The sequence below is a fragment of the Agromyces sp. NPDC058126 genome, assembly GCF_042884595.1.
GTDB lineage: Bacteria > Actinomycetota > Actinomycetes > Actinomycetales > Microbacteriaceae > Agromyces.
Window position 1 is genome coordinate 729,290 of record NZ_JBHVTS010000002.1, and the last position, 17,917, is coordinate 747,206.

The 17,917-nt window shown below is 72.7% G+C and carries 17 protein-coding genes and 1 pseudogene; 10 read left to right on the top strand and 8 right to left on the bottom strand.

Features of this window, described 5'->3' with window-relative positions:
• The first annotated feature begins 90 nt into the window (after positions 1-90).
• From kynA to ACFVTR_RS08615, 3 genes are read left to right on the top strand one after another with little or no spacing between them, the layout of a single operon-like run.
• The gene (kynA, locus tag ACFVTR_RS08605; RefSeq protein ID WP_387036474.1) at positions 91-969 is read left to right on the top strand and encodes a tryptophan 2,3-dioxygenase; all 879 of its coding nucleotides are present in this window, start codon (positions 91-93) and stop codon (positions 967-969) included.
• A gap of 1 nt (position 970) precedes the next feature.
• Positions 971-2,011, top strand: coding sequence for a hypothetical protein (locus tag ACFVTR_RS08610; RefSeq protein WP_387036477.1), 1,041 nt, complete (start codon positions 971-973; stop codon positions 2,009-2,011).
• A 32-nt stretch (positions 2,012-2,043) separates the two neighbouring features.
• On the top strand, positions 2,044-3,267 hold the full coding sequence (locus ACFVTR_RS08615; RefSeq protein ID WP_387036609.1) for a kynureninase: 1,224 nt from the start codon (positions 2,044-2,046) through the stop codon (positions 3,265-3,267).
• Between the two features lie 33 nt (positions 3,268-3,300).
• On the opposite strand, the gene ACFVTR_RS08620 is transcribed toward ACFVTR_RS08615, so the two are convergent.
• The gene (locus tag ACFVTR_RS08620; RefSeq protein WP_387036480.1) at positions 3,301-4,845 is read right to left on the bottom strand and encodes a DHA2 family efflux MFS transporter permease subunit; all 1,545 of its coding nucleotides are present in this window, start codon (positions 4,843-4,845) and stop codon (positions 3,301-3,303) included.
• Positions 4,846-4,882: 37 nt separating this feature from the next.
• A complete protein-coding gene (locus ACFVTR_RS08625; protein WP_387036483.1) occupies positions 4,883-5,455 on the bottom strand; it encodes a PadR family transcriptional regulator in 573 nt (190 codons plus the stop codon).
• Between the two features lie 194 nt (positions 5,456-5,649).
• Between ACFVTR_RS08625 and ACFVTR_RS08630 the strand changes: the two genes are divergently transcribed.
• Entirely contained in the window at positions 5,650-6,033 is a 384-nt protein-coding gene (locus tag ACFVTR_RS08630; RefSeq protein ID WP_387036484.1) for a hypothetical protein, read from the top strand.
• Between the two features lie 70 nt (positions 6,034-6,103).
• Here the strand turns inward: ACFVTR_RS08630 and ACFVTR_RS08635 are convergent, their stop codons facing one another.
• On the bottom strand, positions 6,104-6,520 hold the full coding sequence (locus tag ACFVTR_RS08635) for a DUF1304 family protein (protein WP_387036486.1): 417 nt from the start codon (positions 6,518-6,520) through the stop codon (positions 6,104-6,106).
• Between the two features lie 143 nt (positions 6,521-6,663).
• Between ACFVTR_RS08635 and purS the strand changes: the two are divergent.
• From purS to ACFVTR_RS08650, 3 genes and pseudogenes are all read left to right on the top strand, one after another.
• Positions 6,664-6,897: pseudogene (purS, locus tag ACFVTR_RS08640) on the top strand (phosphoribosylformylglycinamidine synthase subunit PurS); the annotation flags it as partial.
• A 116-nt stretch (positions 6,898-7,013) separates the two neighbouring features.
• Positions 7,014-7,712, top strand: coding sequence for a phosphoribosylformylglycinamidine synthase subunit PurQ (gene purQ, locus ACFVTR_RS08645; protein WP_376943395.1), 699 nt, complete (start codon positions 7,014-7,016; stop codon positions 7,710-7,712).
• Between the two features lie 68 nt (positions 7,713-7,780).
• Complete coding sequence (locus ACFVTR_RS08650; protein ID WP_387036488.1) at positions 7,781-8,296, top strand: tetratricopeptide repeat protein; 516 nt, start codon at positions 7,781-7,783, stop codon at positions 8,294-8,296.
• Positions 8,297-8,414: 118 nt separating this feature from the next.
• On the opposite strand, the gene ACFVTR_RS08655 is transcribed toward ACFVTR_RS08650, so the two are convergent.
• Both ACFVTR_RS08655 and ACFVTR_RS08660 read right to left on the bottom strand, forming a co-directional pair.
• A complete protein-coding gene (locus ACFVTR_RS08655) occupies positions 8,415-9,563 on the bottom strand; it encodes a M14 family zinc carboxypeptidase (RefSeq protein ID WP_387036490.1) in 1,149 nt (382 codons plus the stop codon).
• Positions 9,564-9,778: 215 nt separating this feature from the next.
• On the bottom strand, positions 9,779-10,498 hold the full coding sequence (locus ACFVTR_RS08660) for a flavodoxin family protein (protein WP_387036491.1): 720 nt from the start codon (positions 10,496-10,498) through the stop codon (positions 9,779-9,781).
• A 145-nt stretch (positions 10,499-10,643) separates the two neighbouring features.
• Between ACFVTR_RS08660 and ACFVTR_RS08665 the strand changes: the two genes are divergently transcribed.
• Complete coding sequence (locus tag ACFVTR_RS08665) at positions 10,644-11,189, top strand: OsmC family protein (protein WP_376943372.1); 546 nt, start codon at positions 10,644-10,646, stop codon at positions 11,187-11,189.
• 81 nt (positions 11,190-11,270) lie between these two features.
• Here the strand turns inward: ACFVTR_RS08665 and ACFVTR_RS08670 are convergent, their stop codons facing one another.
• From ACFVTR_RS08670 to ACFVTR_RS08680, 3 genes are read right to left on the bottom strand one after another with little or no spacing between them, the layout of a single operon-like run.
• Positions 11,271-12,908, bottom strand: a complete 1,638-nt coding sequence (locus ACFVTR_RS08670) for a GMC oxidoreductase (protein ID WP_387036494.1) — start codon at positions 12,906-12,908, stop codon at positions 11,271-11,273.
• Positions 12,905-13,873: a YegS/Rv2252/BmrU family lipid kinase gene (locus tag ACFVTR_RS08675; protein ID WP_387036496.1), complete on the bottom strand. Its 969-nt coding sequence runs from the start codon at positions 13,871-13,873 to the stop codon at positions 12,905-12,907. Before ACFVTR_RS08675 ends, ACFVTR_RS08670 begins: the two co-directional genes overlap by 4 nt.
• 1 nt (position 13,874) lies before the next feature.
• Positions 13,875-15,542, bottom strand: coding sequence for an FAD-binding oxidoreductase (locus tag ACFVTR_RS08680; RefSeq protein WP_387036499.1), 1,668 nt, complete (start codon positions 15,540-15,542; stop codon positions 13,875-13,877).
• A gap of 20 nt (positions 15,543-15,562) precedes the next feature.
• Between ACFVTR_RS08680 and ACFVTR_RS08685 the strand changes: the two genes are divergently transcribed.
• Both ACFVTR_RS08685 and ACFVTR_RS08690 read left to right on the top strand, forming a co-directional pair.
• On the top strand, positions 15,563-16,159 hold the full coding sequence (locus ACFVTR_RS08685; RefSeq protein ID WP_387036500.1) for a TetR/AcrR family transcriptional regulator: 597 nt from the start codon (positions 15,563-15,565) through the stop codon (positions 16,157-16,159).
• Positions 16,126-17,769, top strand: coding sequence for a glycerol-3-phosphate dehydrogenase/oxidase (locus ACFVTR_RS08690; RefSeq protein ID WP_387036502.1), 1,644 nt, complete (start codon positions 16,126-16,128; stop codon positions 17,767-17,769). The genes ACFVTR_RS08685 and ACFVTR_RS08690 overlap by 34 nt, the downstream gene beginning before the upstream one ends.
• The last annotated feature ends 148 nt before the right edge of the window (positions 17,770-17,917 follow it).

Here is a 17,917-nt window from a genome sequence, read left to right on the forward strand (position 1 = left end):
CGAGCCGGTTCGACCGGGGCGGGGGCGCCCGTCGCGCCGGTCACCCCGTGCGACGGCGGCGGAACGACCGCGCGTGGTTAGGCTTGAGCCGTGACTGAACACGAGGGCGGCGACGCCGGCATCGAAGCCAACACCCGCACCATCGAGGCATCCGTCGTCACCGACTTCAGCGATCGCATGAGCTACGGCGGCTACCTCGACCTGCCGACCCTGCTCAGCGCGCAGCGCCCGATCTCGCGACCCGAGCACCACGACGAGCTGCTGTTCATCATCCAGCACCAGACGACCGAGCTCTGGCTGAAGCTCGTGCTGCACGAGCTCGAGACAGCCCGCGACCTGCTGCGCGCCGACGAGCTCGGCCAGGCGCTGAAGTGCATCGCCCGGGTCAAGCACATCCAGAAGACGCTCACCGAGCAGTGGTCGGTGCTCGCGACCCTGACGCCTGCCGAGTACGCGCAGTTCCGCGGGGTGCTCGGCAATGCGAGCGGGTTCCAGTCGTACCAGTACCGCGCGGTCGAGTTCGTGCTCGGCAACAAGAACGCGAAGATGCTGCAGATCTTCGAGGCGGATGGCGCGGCCACGGCCCTGCTGCGCCACGCCCTCGAGTCGCCGAGCCTCTACGACGAGTTCCTGCGGCTGCTCGCTCGGGCGGGTTACCCGATCCCGGCCTCCGTGCTCGAGCGCGACGTGACCCTCGCGTGGACCTTCACGCCCGAGCTCGTGCCTGTGTTCGCGCAGATCTACGGCGACACCGCCGAGAACTGGTCGGCGTACGAGACGTGCGAGGAGCTCGTCGACCTCGAGGACAACTTCCAGCTCTGGCGCTTCCGCCACCTGAAGACGGTCGAGCGCATCATCGGCTCGAAGACGGGCACCGGCGGGTCGAGCGGGGCGCCGTTCCTCAAGCGGGCGCTCGAGCTGACCTTCTTCCCCGAGCTGTACGCGGTGCGCACCGAGATCCCGGGCTGAGATGAGCACCGCCCCGCACGACCTCGGCCTCGGCCCGCTCGCGCGCCGAGCACGGCGATCGCTGAACGGCGACCACGCCGGCGAGGTCGGCGTCGTGCTGCCGCCCCTCATCGACCACCACGTGCACCTGATGCTCGTCGGCGCCGAGTCGCTCGCGGGCCGCGACCTCGCGGGGGTCGTCGACCTCGGCGCGCCGCCCGAGTTCGTCGCGCATGCCGCCGAGCGCGAGGGCCTCCCCCGCATCGCGCATGCCGGCGCATTTGTCACCGCCCGAGGCGGTTACCCGAGCGGGCGGCCCTGGGCGGCACCCGGCAGCGTGCGCGAGGTCGAGCGGGATTCCGCCCCGGCAGCCGGGCCCGTCGCCGACACGCACCGCGCGCTGCCCAGCCCCGTCGCCTCGGCAGTGCAGGAGCAGCTCGCGTTCGGGGCATCCCTCATCAAGACCACCCTGCACGCCGAACACGGGCCGGTGCTCGACCCCGAGGCGCTCGACGAGCTCGTCGCCGAGGCGCACGCCGCGGGCCTGCCGGTCGTCGCGCACGTCGAGGGCGCCGGCATGGCCGCGCTCGCGATCGACGCCGGCATCGACGCGCTCGCGCACACCCCGTTCACCGAGCGGGTCGACGACGCGCTCATCGCCCGCGCCGTCGCGGCGGGGCAGGTCTGGATCTCGACGCTCTGGATCAACGGCTACGGCGCCGGCGGCGCGGAGTTCGACTGCGCCGTCGACAACCTGCGACGCTTCCGCGCCGCAGGCGGGCGGGTGCTCTACGGCACCGACCTCGGCAACGGCGAACGCGAGCCCGGCGCGGGGCTCGGCGTGCACGCCGCCGAACTCGCCGCGCTGGTCGAGGCCGGGCTCGGGGCATCCGACCTCATCGCGGCCCTGACCGACCCGTGGCCGCACGCCGCGCGCGACGACTGGGCCCTCGACGGCGTCGCGAGCTTCGTGCCCGGCGAACCTCCGACCGCCGACGAATCCCTGCCCGACTGGCTCGCGCACGCGCGTGTCGTGCCCGACGACGACCTGGAGCTGTTGTGACCCTCGACCCGAACCTCGCCTTCGCCCGCCGCATGGACCGCGCCGACGGGCTCGCCCACTACCGCAAACGCTTCGTCGGGGCCGACACCGACCTCGTGTACTTCGACGGCAACTCGCTCGGCCGCCCGCCCGTCTCGGCCGTCGAGCGGGTCGAGCGGTTCCTCCGCCAGGACTGGGGCGGGCGCCTCATCCGCGGCTGGGACGAGTCGTGGCTGCAGCTGCCCACCGAGATCGGCGACCGCATCGGCCGCGCGGTCATCGAGGCGAAGGCCGGCCAGACGATCATCGGCGACTCGACGACGGTGCTGCTCTACAAGCTCGCCCGCGCCGCCGTCGACGCGCAGCTCGCCCGCGACCCCGCCCGTCGCGAGATCGTCATCGACACCGACAACTTCCCGACCGACCGCTACATCGTCGACGGCATCGCCCGCGAGAAGGGCATGCGCCTGCGCTGGATCGACGTCGACACCTCCTCGGGCGTCACGCCCGAGCAGCTCGCCGAGGCCGTCGGCCCCGAGACCGCGCTCGTCGTCGTCTCGCACGTCGCCTACCGCTCGGCGTACCTCGCCGACGCGCCCGAGCTCACCCGCATCGCGCACGACGCCGGCGCGCTCATCCTCTGGGACCTCTGCCACTCGGCAGGCTCGGTCGAGGTGAAGGCCGACGCCTGGGGCTTCGACCTCGCCGTCGGCTGCACGTACAAGTACCTCAACGGCGGCCCCGGCTCGCCCGCGTTCGCCTACGTGCGCGACGACCTGCAGGGCGTGCTCGAGCAGCCGATCCAGGGCTGGTGGGGCACGAAGGACATGTTCACGATGGGACCCGAGTACCAGCCGGTGCCCGACATCCGCCGGTTCATCAGCGGCACGGCGCCCATCGTCGGGATGCTCGCGATGGAGGAGACCCTCGCGATGATCGAAGAGGCCGGGATGCCGGCGCTGCGAACGAAGTCGGTCGCCCTGACCGAGTTCGCGATCGCCCTCGCCGACGAGTGGCTCGCCCCGCTCGGCGTGACGCTCGCCTCGCCAGCCGACGCCGAGGAGCGGGGCGGACATGTCACCCTGCACCACGACGCGATGCGCGAGGTCACCGCCCGGCTCTGGCAGCGCGACGTCATCCCCGACTACCGCGACCCGGGGGGCCTCCGCATCGGCCTCTCGCCGCTGTCGACGAGCTTCGAAGAGGTGCACCGCGGTCTGGATGCCACGCGCGAGGTGCTGCGCGAGGTACTCACCGAGCGGGCGGGGCTGGCGTAGGTTCTCGCGAACCGACGCCGACCCGCTGCCGGGCTACTCCGCCGGCTGTCGAGCAGCGTCGGCCGCGGCATCCCCGCTCGTCGAATCGGCGGCGGCCGCCGGTGCCGAACCGCTCGCACCCCACGCGACCGTGACCTTCGGCTTGGCGAAGAAGAGCACGACGATGGCGCCCGCGGCGAAGCCGATGATGGGCAGCAGCATCGACTGCGACATGGCCGCGGTGAAGCCGTCGAGGACCTGCGGCGGCATGCCGCCGGACCCGCCGCCGGCCTGTTCGACGGCACTCGTGTCGAACCCGGGCAGCTCGGCGGTCAGGCGCGCGTTCATGAGCGCCGCGATCGCCGCGGAGCCGAGCACCGAACCCACCTGGCGGGTCATGTTGTAGACGCCCGAGCCCGCGCCGGCCTGCGACTGCGGCAGGTTGCGCGTCGCCGAGGATGCGAGCGGCGCCCAGACGCCGGAGAGGCCGAGTCCGAGCAGCCCCGAGGGGATGAGCAGCACCCAGAGCTCGGTGTCGGGCCGGAGCAGCGTCGCCGTCCAGGCGAGGGCCGCCGCGGTGATCGCGAATCCGGTGACGGCGATCCACTTGGGGTCGACGCGGTCGACGAGCCGGCCGACGATCGGCGCCATCGCACCCGTGACGACGGCCATCGGGATGAGCATGAGCGCCGCCTGCGTCGGGGTCAGCCCGCGGGCGATCTGGTAGTAGAACGCGAGGGGCAGCGGCATCGCCACGATCGCGAGGCCGACGAAGGTGATCGCGACGTTCGAGAGCGAGAAGTTGCGGTCGCGGAAGAGCCCGAGCGGCAGCAGCGGCTCGGCCTTGTTGAGCGCCTGCCAGACGACGAACCCGGCGAGCACGACGAGGCCCGTGATGATGATGCCCCAGACCGTGATCGGGCCGGTGATCGTGCCCCAGTCGTAGGTCTCGCCCTCCTGGATGCCGAAGACGACGAGGAACATGCCGACGGCGCTCAGCACCACGCCGAGCCAGTCGAAGCGGTGCGAGTGGGTCTCGAGGTTCGGCACGAGCCGCCACGCGGCGACGAAGGCGATGACGCCGACGGGCAAGTTGACGAAGAAGATCCACTCCCAGCCGAGCGAGTCGACGAGCACGCCGCCGAGGATCGGGCCGACGAGGGTCGCGACGCCGGCGACGGCGCCCCAGAGGCCCATCGCCTTGCCGCGCTGGTTCGGCGGGAAGATGCGGGTGATCACGGCCATGGTCTGCGGCGTCATGAGCGCGGCGCCGAGGCCCTGCACCGCGCGGGCGGCGATGAGCATGGTGATGTCGTCGGACAGGCCGCACCAGAGCGAGGCCAGCGTGAAGACGACGAGGCCGATCATGTAGACGCGCTTCGGGCCGAAGCGGTCGCCGAGGCGCCCGGTGATGAGCAGCGGCACGGCGTACGCGAGCAGGTAGGCGCTCGTGACCCAGATGACGGCCGTGAGGTCGGTGTCGAGGTCCTCGAGGATGGCGGGGTTCGCGATCGACACGATCGTCGAGTCGACGAGGATCATGAAGAACCCGATGACGAGCGCCCACAGGGCGGGCCATGGCTTCAGGGTGCGTTCCATGGGTGGAACCTTCCGGTCGGTGGGGCGGTCGCCCCGGTCAACGGGCGGATGCCTCGGGCCAGGCGAGTTCGCCCGACCGGAGGTCGCCGATGGTCTGGTCGAGCCACGTCGCCTCGGCGACGAGCAGTGTTCGGGTGTAGTGGACGTTCAGGATGTACGCCGTCGGCAGGCTGCGGGCGGCGATCTTCTCGAGCGCGCCGTCGATGAAACCGAGGAGCTCGCGGATCGATGCGAGCCGCTCTCCGAGCAGCTCGGCGACCTCGGCGGCCGGAAGGTGGTGCGCCTCGCCGATGGCGACGGGGAACTCGGGGTACTCGTTCACGTAGCGACGGAGCATCCCCGCGATCGTGGAACGCAACTGCTCGCGCCCGTCGTCGGTGATCGCGTACACGGTGCGCTCAGGGCGATTTCCCTGCCGCTCGACGGCCACCTCCGCGATGAGGCCGTCCGCAGCGAAGCGCTCGACGGCCCGGTACAGCGAGCCGGGCGAGACCTTGACGACCTTGTCCTCCGAGCGCTCGAGCATGAGCTGGTACATCTCGTAGGCGTGCATGTCGCGTTCGGCGAGCAGCGCGAGCACCGAGACGCCGAGCGGCGAGAGCGTGGCCATGTCGTTCCTCCGAGGCATCCAACTATTCCGCCCGGAATAATACGTCCGGAATATCCCTGCCGCAACCCGCCCGTCGTCGACGCCGCTCACCGGCGATAGCAAGCGATTCGGCCGGGGGCAACCCCCTCGCCCGATTCAGGGCGCTCGCCGACCGCGAGCGTACGATGGCGCAACATCTCGCGAAAGGAGCCCCCATGTCCGGCACCGAGAGCAACCTCGATGAGGCGGTCGTCGCCGCCCGACGCGCGGCGGAGCGCGCCGCCGATCGCGCCGAAGACCTGGCCGACGACCTCGCCGACGAGGCGGGTGAGCACCTCGACGACCTGAGCGACCGGGTCGAGGATGCCGCCGACGCGGTGGGCGAGGTCCTCCGCGACGCGCGCGAGACCGCGGCCGACGCCGTCGAGACCATCACCGCCCAGGCGGGCGCCGCCGCCGGCGAAGCACGCGAAGCGCTCGACGACGGGGTCGCGTACGTCAGCGCGCGGTACCGCGAGCACCCCGCCGTCGTCATCGCGATCGCCGCGGCCGCCGTCGTCGGCGTCTGCCTCGTCATCAGGGCGCTCACGCGGCACTGAGCCCCACGGATGCCCCGCCGGACCGCTCGCGGCGGGGCGCATGCGGCACACCGCGTCGTGCGAGTCGCCCCTACATCGCGGCGGCGTGCGACTCGGATGCGTGCCGCCGTCCACCGAGCACGATCGCGAGGACGACCGCGAGCGCGAGCCCGAACTCGAACACGGCGGAGAGCCACAGCTCGGGCGCCGTGATCACGAGCGAGACGCCGAGCACGAGGTGCATCGCGGAGATCGTCAGGATGATCGCGCGACCCGCGACCTCCTGGGAGCGATGCACGAGGACGAGTGCCACGACGATGGCGAGGCCCATGAGCATGTTGTAGACGCCGACGTTGCGCGTCCACAGCGCGACGGCCTCGTACTCGTCGGCCTCGATGAGGAAGATGGGATACAGCTCGGGGCTGCGGAAGAAGAACGATTCGAGCACGCCGACGGTGACGAGCGTCAGCGCCTCGAGGCCTGCGAGCACCTGCGCGACGGGTTTCATGGGCGGATTCTCGTCGCTCCCGGTGCCGGCCGCATCGGGGCCTCCCCCACCCCCGGGGGTGTGGACAGCCCGCAACCGGGAGGCGGTCGACCGCAGGCTAGAATCGAGGCATCCACACCCTCGACACCGGACGGAGAACCGCGGTGCCCACCATCGTCGTCGACGTGATGCCCAAGGCCGAACTGCTCGACCCCCAGGGGAAGGCCGTCGCCGGCGCCCTCGCCCGCACCGGCCACACCGCGTTCAGCGGCGTGCGCATCGGCAAGCGATTCGAACTCACCGTCGACGGACCCGTCGACGACGCGCTCCGCGCGAACGTGCAGCAGATCGCGGAGGAGATCCTCTCGAACCAGGTCATCGAGGACGTCGTGGGCATCCACTACGAGGTGACCAACGCCGAACTCGCCGAAGAGGCCTCCTCGGCCGCGTCGGTCGCGGGCGACGGCTTCGGCGCCCCCGCCGGCGAGACCCACTGAGCTCCGGGAGCGATCGCATGCGCATCGGCGTCATCACCTTCCCCGGCTCGCTCGACGACCGCGACGCGCAGCGCGCGGTGCGACTCGCGGGCGGCGAGCCCGTCGCCCTCTGGCACGGCTCGCACGACCTCGAGGGCGTCGACGCGCTCATCCTGCCCGGCGGGTTCAGCTACGGCGACTACCTGCGCTGCGGCGCCATCGCCTCGCTCTCGCCGATCATGACCGAGGTCGTCGCGGCCGCGAACGCCGGCATGCCGGTGCTCGGCATCTGCAACGGCTTCCAGATGCTGACCGAGGCGGGCCTGCTCGAAGGCGGGCTCATCCGCAACGACCACGGCTCGTTCATCTGCCGCGACCAGGTGCTCACCGTCGAGAACACCTCGACCGCGTGGACCGCCGAGTTCGAGGCCGGCCAGCAGATCACGATCCCGCTGAAGAACGGCGAGGGCGGGTTCATCGCCTCCGACGAGACGCTCGACCGCCTCGAGGGCGAGGGTCGCGTGGTGTTCCGCTACGTCGACGTGAACCCGAACGGGTCGCTCCGCGACATCGCCGGCATCTCGAACGCCCGGGGCAACGTCGTCGGCCTCATGCCGCACCCCGAGCACGCGGTCGAGCCCGGCTTCGGCCCCGACACCGCGGCCGCGATGCGGTCGGGCGTCGACGGACTCGGCTTCTTCACGAGCGTCGTGAAGCGGGCGCTCGTCGAGGCGTGAGCTGACACGAACGACCCCGTCACGAACCGGGGTCGTTCGCCGGTGCGCCAGACCGGCATGATGGTCGGATGCCCCACCAGACGCCGCACGAACTCCAGGCCCGCCTCGCCGCCGTCTTCGCCGCGCGCGACCGTGCGAACATGCAGCCCACGATCGCTGCCTTCCTCGAGGTACTCGCCGAGCACCCCGAGGAGCCCGAGGTGCTCTACGAGGTCGGCGGCGCCTACGACACGGCCGGCGAGGAGGCCGTCGCCGCCGGCTACTACGAGCGGGCGATGGCGGCGGGCCTCTCGGGCGACGCGCTCCGGCGGTGCCTGCTGCAGTACGGCAGCACGCTGCGCAACCTCGGCCGGCTCGACGACTCCCTCGACGTGCTGGAACGTGCGCGCGGCGAGTTCCCCGAGTCCGACTCCCTGAAGGTGTGGCACGCGACGAGCCTGCACGAGGCGGGGCGCAACGACGCCGCCTTCGCGATCATGCTCGAGCTCGTGGCCGACCGGCTTCGCACCGACGAGCTGCTGCGCTACGAGGCGGCGCTCCGCGGCAACGCCGCGTTCCTCGCCGGGCGCGACGCCCGGCACTGAGCGAGCGGGCGGCACCGCGACGCACGACGCGGCCGGCGCACACCTGCGCACGCACGCGAACGGCGGCCGGTCCCGAGGGACCGGCCGCCGCCGGATCATGCGTCGGAGACGCGCTGCGTCAGAAGGACGCCGGGATCACCCCGGAGTCGGTCTGGTAGGCGGTCACCGGCGCGTGCGGGATCTCGTCCCAACGGGCCGGGTCCTCCTGCTGCACCTCGCCGGTCGCCATGCCGACGAGCAGCTCCTGCAGCGCGAGCACGTTCTGCTTGATCGACTTGCCGCGCGCCTTCTGGCCGAGGCTGCCGTCGCTCGTGTTGCCGCTCGTCTCGAAGAAGATCGCCGGGTTGCTGTGGCCCTCGGGGTTCAGCCCGTCGTGGTTCAGGCCGAGCATCATCGCCGAGACGACACCGCCCTTGATGTCGATCTCGACGCCGCGGCCGACGTCGTAGCGGTCGATGTTGATGAAGCCGTACTTCGAGAGCTCGTCGTAGACGTGCACCTGCATCTGACGCGTGAGCACGTCGTAGGCACCGCCCTGGATGCCCGGCAGCGTCGGACCGCCCGGCGCCAGCGAGACGCCGAGCGAGAGGGTGACCTCGTCGCCGTCGCCGCGCTCGGTCTTGAGTCCCTGGTGGTGGACGTCGACGGCGAACGCCGGGTCGACCATCGTCCAGTACTCGTAGTAGCCCTCCGACTCGGCCGCCTCGAACTTGCCGACGCCCCAGTCGCGGTTGAGGTCGATCCGCTTCTCCGTGCCGTCCTGCAGCACCGTGTGGCGGATGTTCAGCTCGGAGCCGTCGGGGTTGTACATCGGGATGACGTGGAAGGTGTAGCTCTCGCGCAGCAGCTTCCACTCGGGCGAGCCGTTGGTGCCGAGCTCCTTCAGCACGGCGAGCAGGGAGTCGGTACCGTAGGGCTCGTTGCCGTGGATCCGACCCTGAAGCCAGACGGCCTCGGGCCCGTTGCCCACGGTCGCGACGTAGAGGTCGCGACCCGTCTCGGAGGTGTTCACCGCCGTGCCCGCCTCGGCGAGCGTGAAGGCGTCGAGCCCGAAGCGCGAGGTCTTCTCGAGCTTCTCGAGCTCGGACACGAGGTCGGCGTAGTCGAGCATGCTCGAGAGGTTGGTGTTGCCGTTCGGCGACGGGAAGTTCGCGTCGGCGAGGGCGGGGGACCCCGCGGCGAGCGGGGCGGCGAGCGCGAGCGCTGCCGTGGCGGCGAGCGTGATCGAGCGTCGGGTGCGCGGTTGGGACTTCGAGCCGTTGGTCATACTTCTCCTCTTCGAGATGGGCATGGCGCTTCTGCGACACGAATCCGAGGGAGTCGGTGCAACCGCTTCCCCCGAGACGTATTGGCAGCCTATGGAGCGCCGTCACCGCTTCTCAAGAGACGGGCGTCCGGATTGTTCAACGATCTGCACCCGTTCGTCCCTGCTTCGCGCGGGCCCTCCCGCCGGCCTCGGACAGCCGGTACGCTGGACGCCGCTCAGCGGTACTCGGGGTTCGCCTCGAAGCCGAAGTGCTCGCCGCGGTCCCACTCCGAGCGGACGTTGCCGCCGACGGGAAAGCCGCCCGCGTCCTTCAGCAGGCGCGCGAGGTGCAGCAGGTTGTACGTCATAAACGTCGTGTTGCGGTTGGTGAAGTCGTTCTCGGGCCCGCCCGATCCCGGGTCGAGGTAGCTCGGGCCCGGGCCCGCTTCGCCGATCCACCCGGCGTCGGCACCCGGTGGGATCGAGTAGCCGATGTGCTGCAGGCTGTACAGGATGTTCTGCGCGCAGTGCTTGATGCCGTCTTCGTTGCCGGTGATGATCGCACCGCCCACCTTGCCGTAGTAGACGTACTGCCCGCGATCGTTCACGAGCGCGCTCATCGCGTAGAGCCGCTCGATGAACTTCTTCGTGATCGACGAGTTGTCGCCGAGCCAGATCGGCCCGCCCACCACGAGGATGTCGGCGGCCTCGACGCGCGGCCAGACCTCGTCGGCCCAGTCGTCGGCGGGCCATCCGTGCTCGCGCATGTCGGGATAGACGCCGGTCGCGACGTCCAGGTCGACGAACCGCAGGTCGTCGACCCGCACGCGGTGCTCGCGCATCAGCGCGACGCTCGCGTCGATGAGGCCCTGCGTGTGGCCCACCTCGGGACTTCGCTTCAGCGTGCAGTTCACGAAGAGGGCGCGGAGGTCTGAGAAGTCCGGCAGCTCGGCCATGGGCGCGATGGTACTCGCGACGAGACGGCGCCGACAGGGGGTCGCGGATGTCTCGAGTGCATGCCATTGCGTCGTGCGACACCCGGTGACGGGGTGTGACGGGGGCGGTTCGCGACGGGGCGGCGGCCGCCCCTACGCTCCGGACATGACCCTCATCGACGATTCCCCCACCACCGCCGACCTCGCCGCCGAACGGGCCGCGCGCCTCACCGCCGCCGGCACCGCATGGAGCGAGCGCATCGCGTCGGCCCCGAGCTCGGCGCAGCTGAGCTATCGGGTGTCGGGCCGGGGCACGGGCTCGGTCGCGACCGAGATCACCGCGGGCCGGCACCGCTTCCTCGTCGACGAGCCCGACGCGCTCGCGGGCGACGACCTCGCTGCGAGCCCCGTCGAGTTCGCGCTCGGCGCCCTCATCTCGTGCCAGGTCGTCGTCTACCGGCTCTACGCGCAGGCGCTCGGCATCGTGCTCGACGACGTCGAGATCGACGCCGAGGGCGACCTCGACGTGCGGAAGCTGTTCGGCATCGACGAGTCGGGTCGCGCCGGGTTCTCGGCGGTGCGACTGAACGTGAAGCTGCGCGGGCCCGAATCGGCCGAGCGCTACGCCGAGCTGCAGGCCGCGGTCGACGCGCACTGCCCCGTGCTCGACCTCTTCCAGAACCCGGTACCGACGACGGTCACGCTGGGCTGATCCGCCGCCCGCGTCTGCAGGAGATGTGCGCTGAGACGCTCCCGCCGGGCGTGCGAGCGCAGATCTCCTGCAGAAGCAGCGTCAGACGAGCAGCTCCTCCTGGGCCGGCCGGGCGTCGGCCGCGCTGCTCCGCGGCCAGTACGACAGCGCCCGCTCTGCCATCGCCGTGATCGTGAGCGAGGGGTTGACGCCGGGGTTCGCGGGCATCGCGGCCCCGTCGACGACGTGCAGCCCGGGGTGCCCCCAGACGCGGTGGTACGGATCGACGACCCCATGCTCGGGCGAGCCCGAGACGACCGCGCCGCCGAGGAAGTGCGCCGTCAGCGGAATGCCGAACACCTCGGGCCACGAACCGCGCGCCTCGGCGGGCACTCCGCCGGCCGACTGCATGCGCGCCGCGATCGCCTGCGCCGCGAGGTGCGCGCCGGGCAGGTGGCTCGGGTTCGGCTCGCCCTCCCCCTGGGCGCTCGTGAGCACCCGTCGCCCGAACCGGTGCTTCAGCGAGAGCGTGAGCGAGTTGTCGGCGGTCTGCATGACGAGGGCGATGATGCCGCGTTCGCTCCATCGCCGGAGCGAGCTCAGTCGCAGGGTCGTGACCGGATGCCGCAGCGCACCGCCGAGGAGGGCGCCGAGCCGCACGTGGAGGGGGCGGCCGCCGGGCACGAGCCCGGTCGCGAGGGCGCCCATGAGGTTCGACCCCGGGCCGTACCGGACGTTCTCGACGTGCGTGCGCTCGTCGACGTGGAACGAGGTCGTGATCGCGACGCCGCGCGCGAGGCCGAGCTCTTCGGGCACCGACACGGCGACGGCGCCGTCGAGCGCCTCGGAGTTCGTGCGGGTGAGCCGGCCGAGCGCGTCGGAGAGGCCGGGCAGCGCGCCCGAGTCCTTCATGCGGTGCAGCAGCCGCTGGGTGCCCCAGGTGCCGGCGGCGAACACGACCTGCTCGGCGGTGACGGTGCGGCGTGCGCGACGCAGCATCGCCCCGCTGCGCTCGGTCGTCACGGCGTACCCGCCGCCGTCGAGCGCGCGCACCTCGGTGACCGTGCGCAGCGGCTCGATCGTCGCGCCCAGGCGTTCGGCGAGCGGGAGGTAGTTCTTCGCGAGCGTGTTCTTCGCGCCGACGCGGCAGCCCACCATGCAGTTGCCGCAGAGCGTGCACCCGGTGCGATCGGGGCCCTCGCCGCCGAAGAACGGGTCGGGCACGGTCTCACCGGGCTTGCCGAAGAACACGCCGACGGGCGCCCTCCGGAAGGTGTCGCCGACGCCGAGGTCGTTCGCGGCATCGGCCATGATGCGCTCGACCGGCCCGTCGTGCGGGTACTGCGGCACGACGCCGAGCATGCGCTTCGCCGTCGCGTAGTGCGGCGCGAGCTCGTGCTGCCAGTCGGCGAGCGCGCCCCACTGCGGGTCGGCGAAGAACGCCGGCCCCGGCTCGTAGAGCGTGTTCGCGTAGTTCAGCGATCCGCCGCCGACGCCCGCCCCGGCGAGGATCATGACGTGCGGCAGCTTGTGGATGCGCTGCACGCCGTAGCATCCGATCGCGGGCGCCCAGAGGTACCGCCTGAGGTTCCACGAGGTCTTCGCGAAGTCCTCGTCGGCGAAGCGCCGCCCCGCCTCGTACACGTGCACGCCGTAGCCCTTCGACGCGAGCCGGAGGGCCGCGACCGAGCCGCCGAAGCCCGAGCCGACGATGACGACGTCGTGGTCGAAGGCGGTCATGCGGATGCCTCGCGGCCGGCCTCTGCAGTGACGACGCCGCCGCTCGCGGCGGGCACGAGCACGGTGAGCGCGCCCGGCACGACCCTGATCCGCGCCCGCCCCGACCCGACCCGCTCGCCGTCGGCGTAGACGACGAGCCCCGGGGCATCCACCTCGACGAGCTTCGCCTGCGCGGTCGCGACCTCGGGCCGCTCGACGTGGGCGCCGCGCAGCAGCAGCGGGAAGAGCCGGGCGAGCTTCGCTCTCCCGAGCGGGCCGACGTGCGTGACGTCGAGCAGCCCGTCGTCGGGCACCGCCGCCGGGCACACCGGCATGCCGCCGCCGTAGCTGCGGGTGCTGCCGACGGCGATCAGGGTGCCCGGCGCCGCGCGCAGCGCCTGCCCATCGAGGCCGTACTCGAAGGGCATCGGGCGCAGGCGCGCGAGCTCGATGACGAGGGCCAGGTAGTAGCGGGCACGGCCGCTCGGCCAGCGCAGCCGATTCGTGCGCTCGCTGACGTGCGCGTCGAAGCCGAGTGCCGCGACGGTGAGGAAGCGCCTCGTGCCCGTCGCCGACTCGACCTCGCCGACGTCGATCGCTCGGGGCGTGCCGTGCACGGCGAGCTCGGCCGCCTCCGCCGCGGCGTCGGCTGCGTCGAAGGGCAGGCCGAGCGCGCGGGCGAGGTCGTTGCCGGTGCCCGCGGGGACGAGGGCGATCGGCACACCCGAGCCGACGACGGCGTCGAGCACCGAGGAGAGGGTGCCGTCGCCGCCCACGATGACGAGCGCGCGCGGCTTCGAGGCCACCGCCTCACCGGCCAGCCGACGGGTGTCGTCGACCGAGTCGCCCGAGAGCACGCGGAGCTCGGCGGCGTGCGCGCCGTGCGCCTCGAGTTCGCGGAGCCGGGCGACGGCGCGCTGCGCGGCCTCGGCGCCGCGGCCGCGGCCCGAGCTCGGGTTCACGAGCACGACGATGTGCCCGGTCATGTCAGCGGCTCCCGGCTTCGGAGCGTTCGCCCGTCGCGACGAGCGCCCCCGGGTTCATGACGCCGGCCGGGTCGAGCTCGGCCTTCACGGCGCGCAGCAGGCGGACGCCCACGGGGCCGATCTCACGCTCGAGCCACGGGGCGTGGTCGCGGCCGACGCCGTGGTGGTGGCTGATCGTGCCGCCGCCCGCGATGATCGCGTCGTTCACCGCGGCCTTCACGGGCTCCCACTCGGTGAGCTGCTCGCCCTTCACGCCCGCGAGGATCGTGAAGTAGAGGGCGGCACCCGTCGGGTAGACGTGCGAGACGTGGCACAGCACGAGCGACTTCGCGCCCCGCGCGGTGAAGCCGTCGGAGATGGCGGCGGTGACCTCGCGCTTCAGCCGTTCGAGGTTCGACCAGGTCGTCGCCGTCTCGAGGGTCTCGCAGAACACGCCGTGGTCGAGCAGCGCGTCGCGCAGGTACGGGGCGTTGAAGCGGCCGTGCACCCATTCCTCGGCGGCGGCGGGCCCGGCCGAGGTGCCGCCGGCCTCGCGCAGCACCTGCGCGGTGCGGGCGTGCCGGTCGGCGGCGAGCTCGGCGTCGCCCTCGAACACGGTGATCGCGCTCGCGCCCTTCGCGAGCGCCTTGCCGATGCGGCCGACCTGGGCGAGCGAGACGCCCGTCTCGGCCTCGTCGGAGAGGCGGATGACGGTGGGCCCGGTGCCGAGCTGGGCGACGCGTCGCAGCGCCGCGGCGCCGGTGGCGAAGTCGGGGAAGGTCCACGCCTCGGCGAGGCGCACGGCGGGCACCGGGTGCACGCGCAGCCGCACCTCGGTGATGACGCCGAAGGCGCCCTCGGAACCGAGGAAGAGGCGCAGGAGGTCGGGGCCCGCGGCCGAGCCCGGCGCCCGGCCGAGTTCGAGCTCACCGGTCGGCGTCGCGACGCGCAGGCCCGTGACCATTGCGTCGAAGCGGCCGTTGCCGGCTGAGTTCTGGCCCGAGGAGCGGGCGGCGGCGAAACCGCCGAGGGTCGCGTAGCGGAAGCTCTGCGGGAAGTGGCCGAGCTCGAAGCCGTGGGCGCCGAGCAGGCGTTCGGCCTCGGGGCCGGTCGTGCCGGCGCCGAGCACGGCCTCGCCGCTCGTCTCGTCGAGCGAGACGAGCCCCGTGAGGCGGCGCAGGTCGAGCGCGATCACCTCGTCATGCGTCCCCCGCTCGGGGTCGAGTCCGCCGACGACGCTCGTGCCGCCTCCGAAGGGCACGACCGCGATGCCGCGTTCGCTCGCGAGCCGCAGCACCGCGAGCACCTGTGCGTGATCGGCGGGCGAGACGACGGCGTCGGGGGCATCCTGATGCTGCGCGCGCCGACGCAGGAGGTCGGGCGTCGACTTGCCGCCTGCGTGGCGCACGCGGGCCTCGGCGTCGACGGTGAGGTGCGGGTCGCCGACGATCGCGGCGAGCGCGGCGCGATCGTCATCGCCGAGGCGCGAGGGCGCGAGCGCGACCTCGTCGAGGGCGGCGGCCGGAGCCGGCTTCGGCGTGCGACCGAGCAGCATCGGCAGCAGGGTGCGCACCGCGAGCGGCAGCTCCTTCGCCTTCGCTGGGTCGCCCCAGCCGTTCCAGCGCATCGGGGCGGATGTCTCGTCGCCCGGCGTCGTGGCGGAGGGGGCGGTGCCGTCTTCGTCGACCATGCGTTACAGTGTGACACATCATGGAAGATCGTCAAGCACTCGAGCTCGACCGCCCCACGTGGAGCGAGGCCGAGACGCGCATGCTCGACGCGGCCGCGGCACTCATCGCCGCACGCGGGGTCGGCGGCGTCACCGTCGCCGAGGTCGCCCGCGACGCCGGGGTGAGCCGGCCGACCGTGTACCGCCGCTGGTCGAGCGCCGACGAAATCGTGCGTGCCGTGCTGCACCGCCAGACCGTCTCGCTCATCGCGCAGTTCCCCGAGCCCGCGCGAACGCGCGACGAGATCGTGCGCGACGTGCTGCGCTTCTCCGAACTGTTCCGCACCGACCCGCTCTACGGGCGCCTGCTCGAGCGCGAGCCCGAGGTGTTCACCCGCTACACCCTGCAGCGCATCGGCTCGAGCCAGCGGGTGATCCTGCAGTGGATCGCCGCGGCGATCCAGAACGCCCAGCGCGGCGGCACGGTGCGCGCCGGCAATCCGAACGATCTCGCGGTGATGCTCCTGCTCATCGCGCAGTCGGCGATCCTCTCGCACAACACCGTCTCCACCCTCATCGACGAGCCGCATTGGAGCAGCGAACTTTGGCACGCACTCGACGGGCACCTGCGCCCCTGAACCCCTCGGCGGCCCCGGTGCACGCCGGGCACTCCTCGGCTCTGAACGCGAGCCGCCGCACGCGCGAGCTCGACGCCCTCGCCGCCCGCACCGAGCCGGTCGACCTGCTCGTCATCGGCGGCGGCGTCACGGGCGCGGGCGTCGCGCTGGATGCCGCGAGCCGCGGCCTCTCGGTCGTGCTCGCCGAAGCCCACGACCTCGCCTTCGGCACGAGCCGCTGGAGCTCGAAGCTCGTGCACGGCGGTCTCCGCTACCTCGCAACCGGCGACGTCGCGGTCGCCCGCGAGAGCGCCGACGAACGGCACCTGCTGATGACCCGCATCGCCCCGCACCTCGTGCGGAGCCTGCCGCAGCTGCTGCCCTTCGTCCCCTCCGTGTCGACGAAGCAGCGTGTCTTCGGCGGGCTCGGCATGGGCCTCGGCGACGGGCTGCGCATGCTCGCCCGCACCCCGGCCTCGGTGCTCGCGCACCCCCGGCGCATCGGCCGCGAGGAGGCGCTGCGCCTCGCACCCGCCCTCCGGCGCGAGGGCCTGCGCGGCGGCGTGCTCGCCCACGACGGGCAGCTCGTCGACGATGCCCGGCTCGTCGTCGCCCTGGCGCGCACCGCGGCCGCGCACGGCGCCACGGTGCTGACCCGGGTGCGGGTGTCCGAGGCCTACGGCGGCGGCGCGACCCTCACCGACGCGCTCGGCGGCGGCTCGCTGCGCGTCGACGCGCGCGCCGTGGTGAACGCGGCGGGCGTGTGGGCGGGCGAGATCGACCCCGGCATCCGCATGCGCCCGAGCCGCGGCACCCACCTCGTGCTCGACGCGGCCGCCCTCGGCCACCCGAGCGCGGCACTCACCGTGCCGCACCCCGACTCGATCAGTCGCTTCGTCTTCGCGCTGCCCCAGCAGCTCGGCCGCGTCGTCGTCGGGCTCACCGACGAGGATGCCCCGGGCCCCGTGCCCGACGTGCCGCAGCCCCACGACGAGGAGATCGACTTCCTGCTGCGCACGGTGTCGTCGGCGCTCGAGCGACCCCTCGGCCGGGGCGATGTGCTCGGGGCGTTCGCGGGGCTCCGACCCCTCATCGACACGGGCGGCGACGGGTCGACCGCCGACATCTCCCGCCGGCACCATGTCGCCGTCTCAGGTTCGGGCGTCGTCAACGTGCTCGGCGGCAAGCTCACGACCTACCGGGCGATGGCCCGCGACGCGGTCGACCTCGCGTGCCGGCACGCCGGCCTCGACGACCCCGGCTGCCGCACGGCGGAGCTCGCGCTCGTCGGGGCGGCGGGCTCGGCGGCGCCCTTCGCGACCCCGGGCACGCACGGCGCGCGCTCCGGGCCCGGCGACCACGAGCCGCCCGCCTCGCTCACGGCCCGCTTCGGGGCCGAGGCATCCACCGTGCTCGGTCTCGCGCGCTGCGTCGACCCGGCCGCGCAGATCGCCGACGGCCTCGACGTGACCCGCGCCGAGATCGAGTTCGCGGTGCGCGCCGAGGGCGCGCTCGACGTCGACGACGTGCTCGACCGCCGCACCCGCATCGGCCTCGTGACCGCCGACCGCGAGCGCGCGCAGAACGCGGTCGCCGAGCTCGTCGACGAGGGCCTCGCCCGCCTCGCCTGACCGCAGCTCCCGTCATCCCCGCGCGCCCAGTCGCCGCCCAGGCGCCGTCGAACCGTCGCGACTGTCGACCTCCCGGCCCCGACGTCGCGATTCGCGACGGTTCGACGGCCCTCAGCACGAACGAGCGGATGCCTCGGGGCCGACCCCG

Excerpts from the sequence above, each read along its gene's own strand:
- ACFVTR_RS08610 (WP_387036477.1), top strand. The coding sequence starts at position 971 with ATGAGCACCGCCCCGCACGACCTCGGCCTCGGCCCGCTCGCGCGCCGA.
- ACFVTR_RS08615 (WP_387036609.1), top strand. The coding sequence starts at position 2,044 with ATGGACCGCGCCGACGGGCTCGCCCACTACCGCAAACGCTTCGTCGGG.
- ACFVTR_RS08620 (WP_387036480.1), bottom strand. The coding sequence starts at position 4,845 with ATGGAACGCACCCTGAAGCCATGGCCCGCCCTGTGGGCGCTCGTCATC.
- ACFVTR_RS08625 (WP_387036483.1), bottom strand. The coding sequence starts at position 5,455 with ATGGCCACGCTCTCGCCGCTCGGCGTCTCGGTGCTCGCGCTGCTCGCC.
- ACFVTR_RS08630 (WP_387036484.1), top strand. The coding sequence starts at position 5,650 with ATGTCCGGCACCGAGAGCAACCTCGATGAGGCGGTCGTCGCCGCCCGA.
- ACFVTR_RS08635 (WP_387036486.1), bottom strand. The coding sequence starts at position 6,520 with ATGAAACCCGTCGCGCAGGTGCTCGCAGGCCTCGAGGCGCTGACGCTC.
- purQ (WP_376943395.1), top strand. The coding sequence starts at position 7,014 with ATGCGCATCGGCGTCATCACCTTCCCCGGCTCGCTCGACGACCGCGAC.
- ACFVTR_RS08650 (WP_387036488.1), top strand. The coding sequence starts at position 7,781 with ATGCCCCACCAGACGCCGCACGAACTCCAGGCCCGCCTCGCCGCCGTC.
- ACFVTR_RS08655 (WP_387036490.1), bottom strand. The coding sequence starts at position 9,563 with ATGACCAACGGCTCGAAGTCCCAACCGCGCACCCGACGCTCGATCACG.
- ACFVTR_RS08660 (WP_387036491.1), bottom strand. The coding sequence starts at position 10,498 with ATGGCCGAGCTGCCGGACTTCTCAGACCTCCGCGCCCTCTTCGTGAAC.
- ACFVTR_RS08665 (WP_376943372.1), top strand. The coding sequence starts at position 10,644 with ATGACCCTCATCGACGATTCCCCCACCACCGCCGACCTCGCCGCCGAA.
- ACFVTR_RS08670 (WP_387036494.1), bottom strand. The coding sequence starts at position 12,908 with ATGACCGCCTTCGACCACGACGTCGTCATCGTCGGCTCGGGCTTCGGC.
- ACFVTR_RS08675 (WP_387036496.1), bottom strand. The coding sequence starts at position 13,873 with ATGACCGGGCACATCGTCGTGCTCGTGAACCCGAGCTCGGGCCGCGGC.
- ACFVTR_RS08680 (WP_387036499.1), bottom strand. The coding sequence starts at position 15,542 with ATGGTCGACGAAGACGGCACCGCCCCCTCCGCCACGACGCCGGGCGAC.
- ACFVTR_RS08685 (WP_387036500.1), top strand. The coding sequence starts at position 15,563 with ATGGAAGATCGTCAAGCACTCGAGCTCGACCGCCCCACGTGGAGCGAG.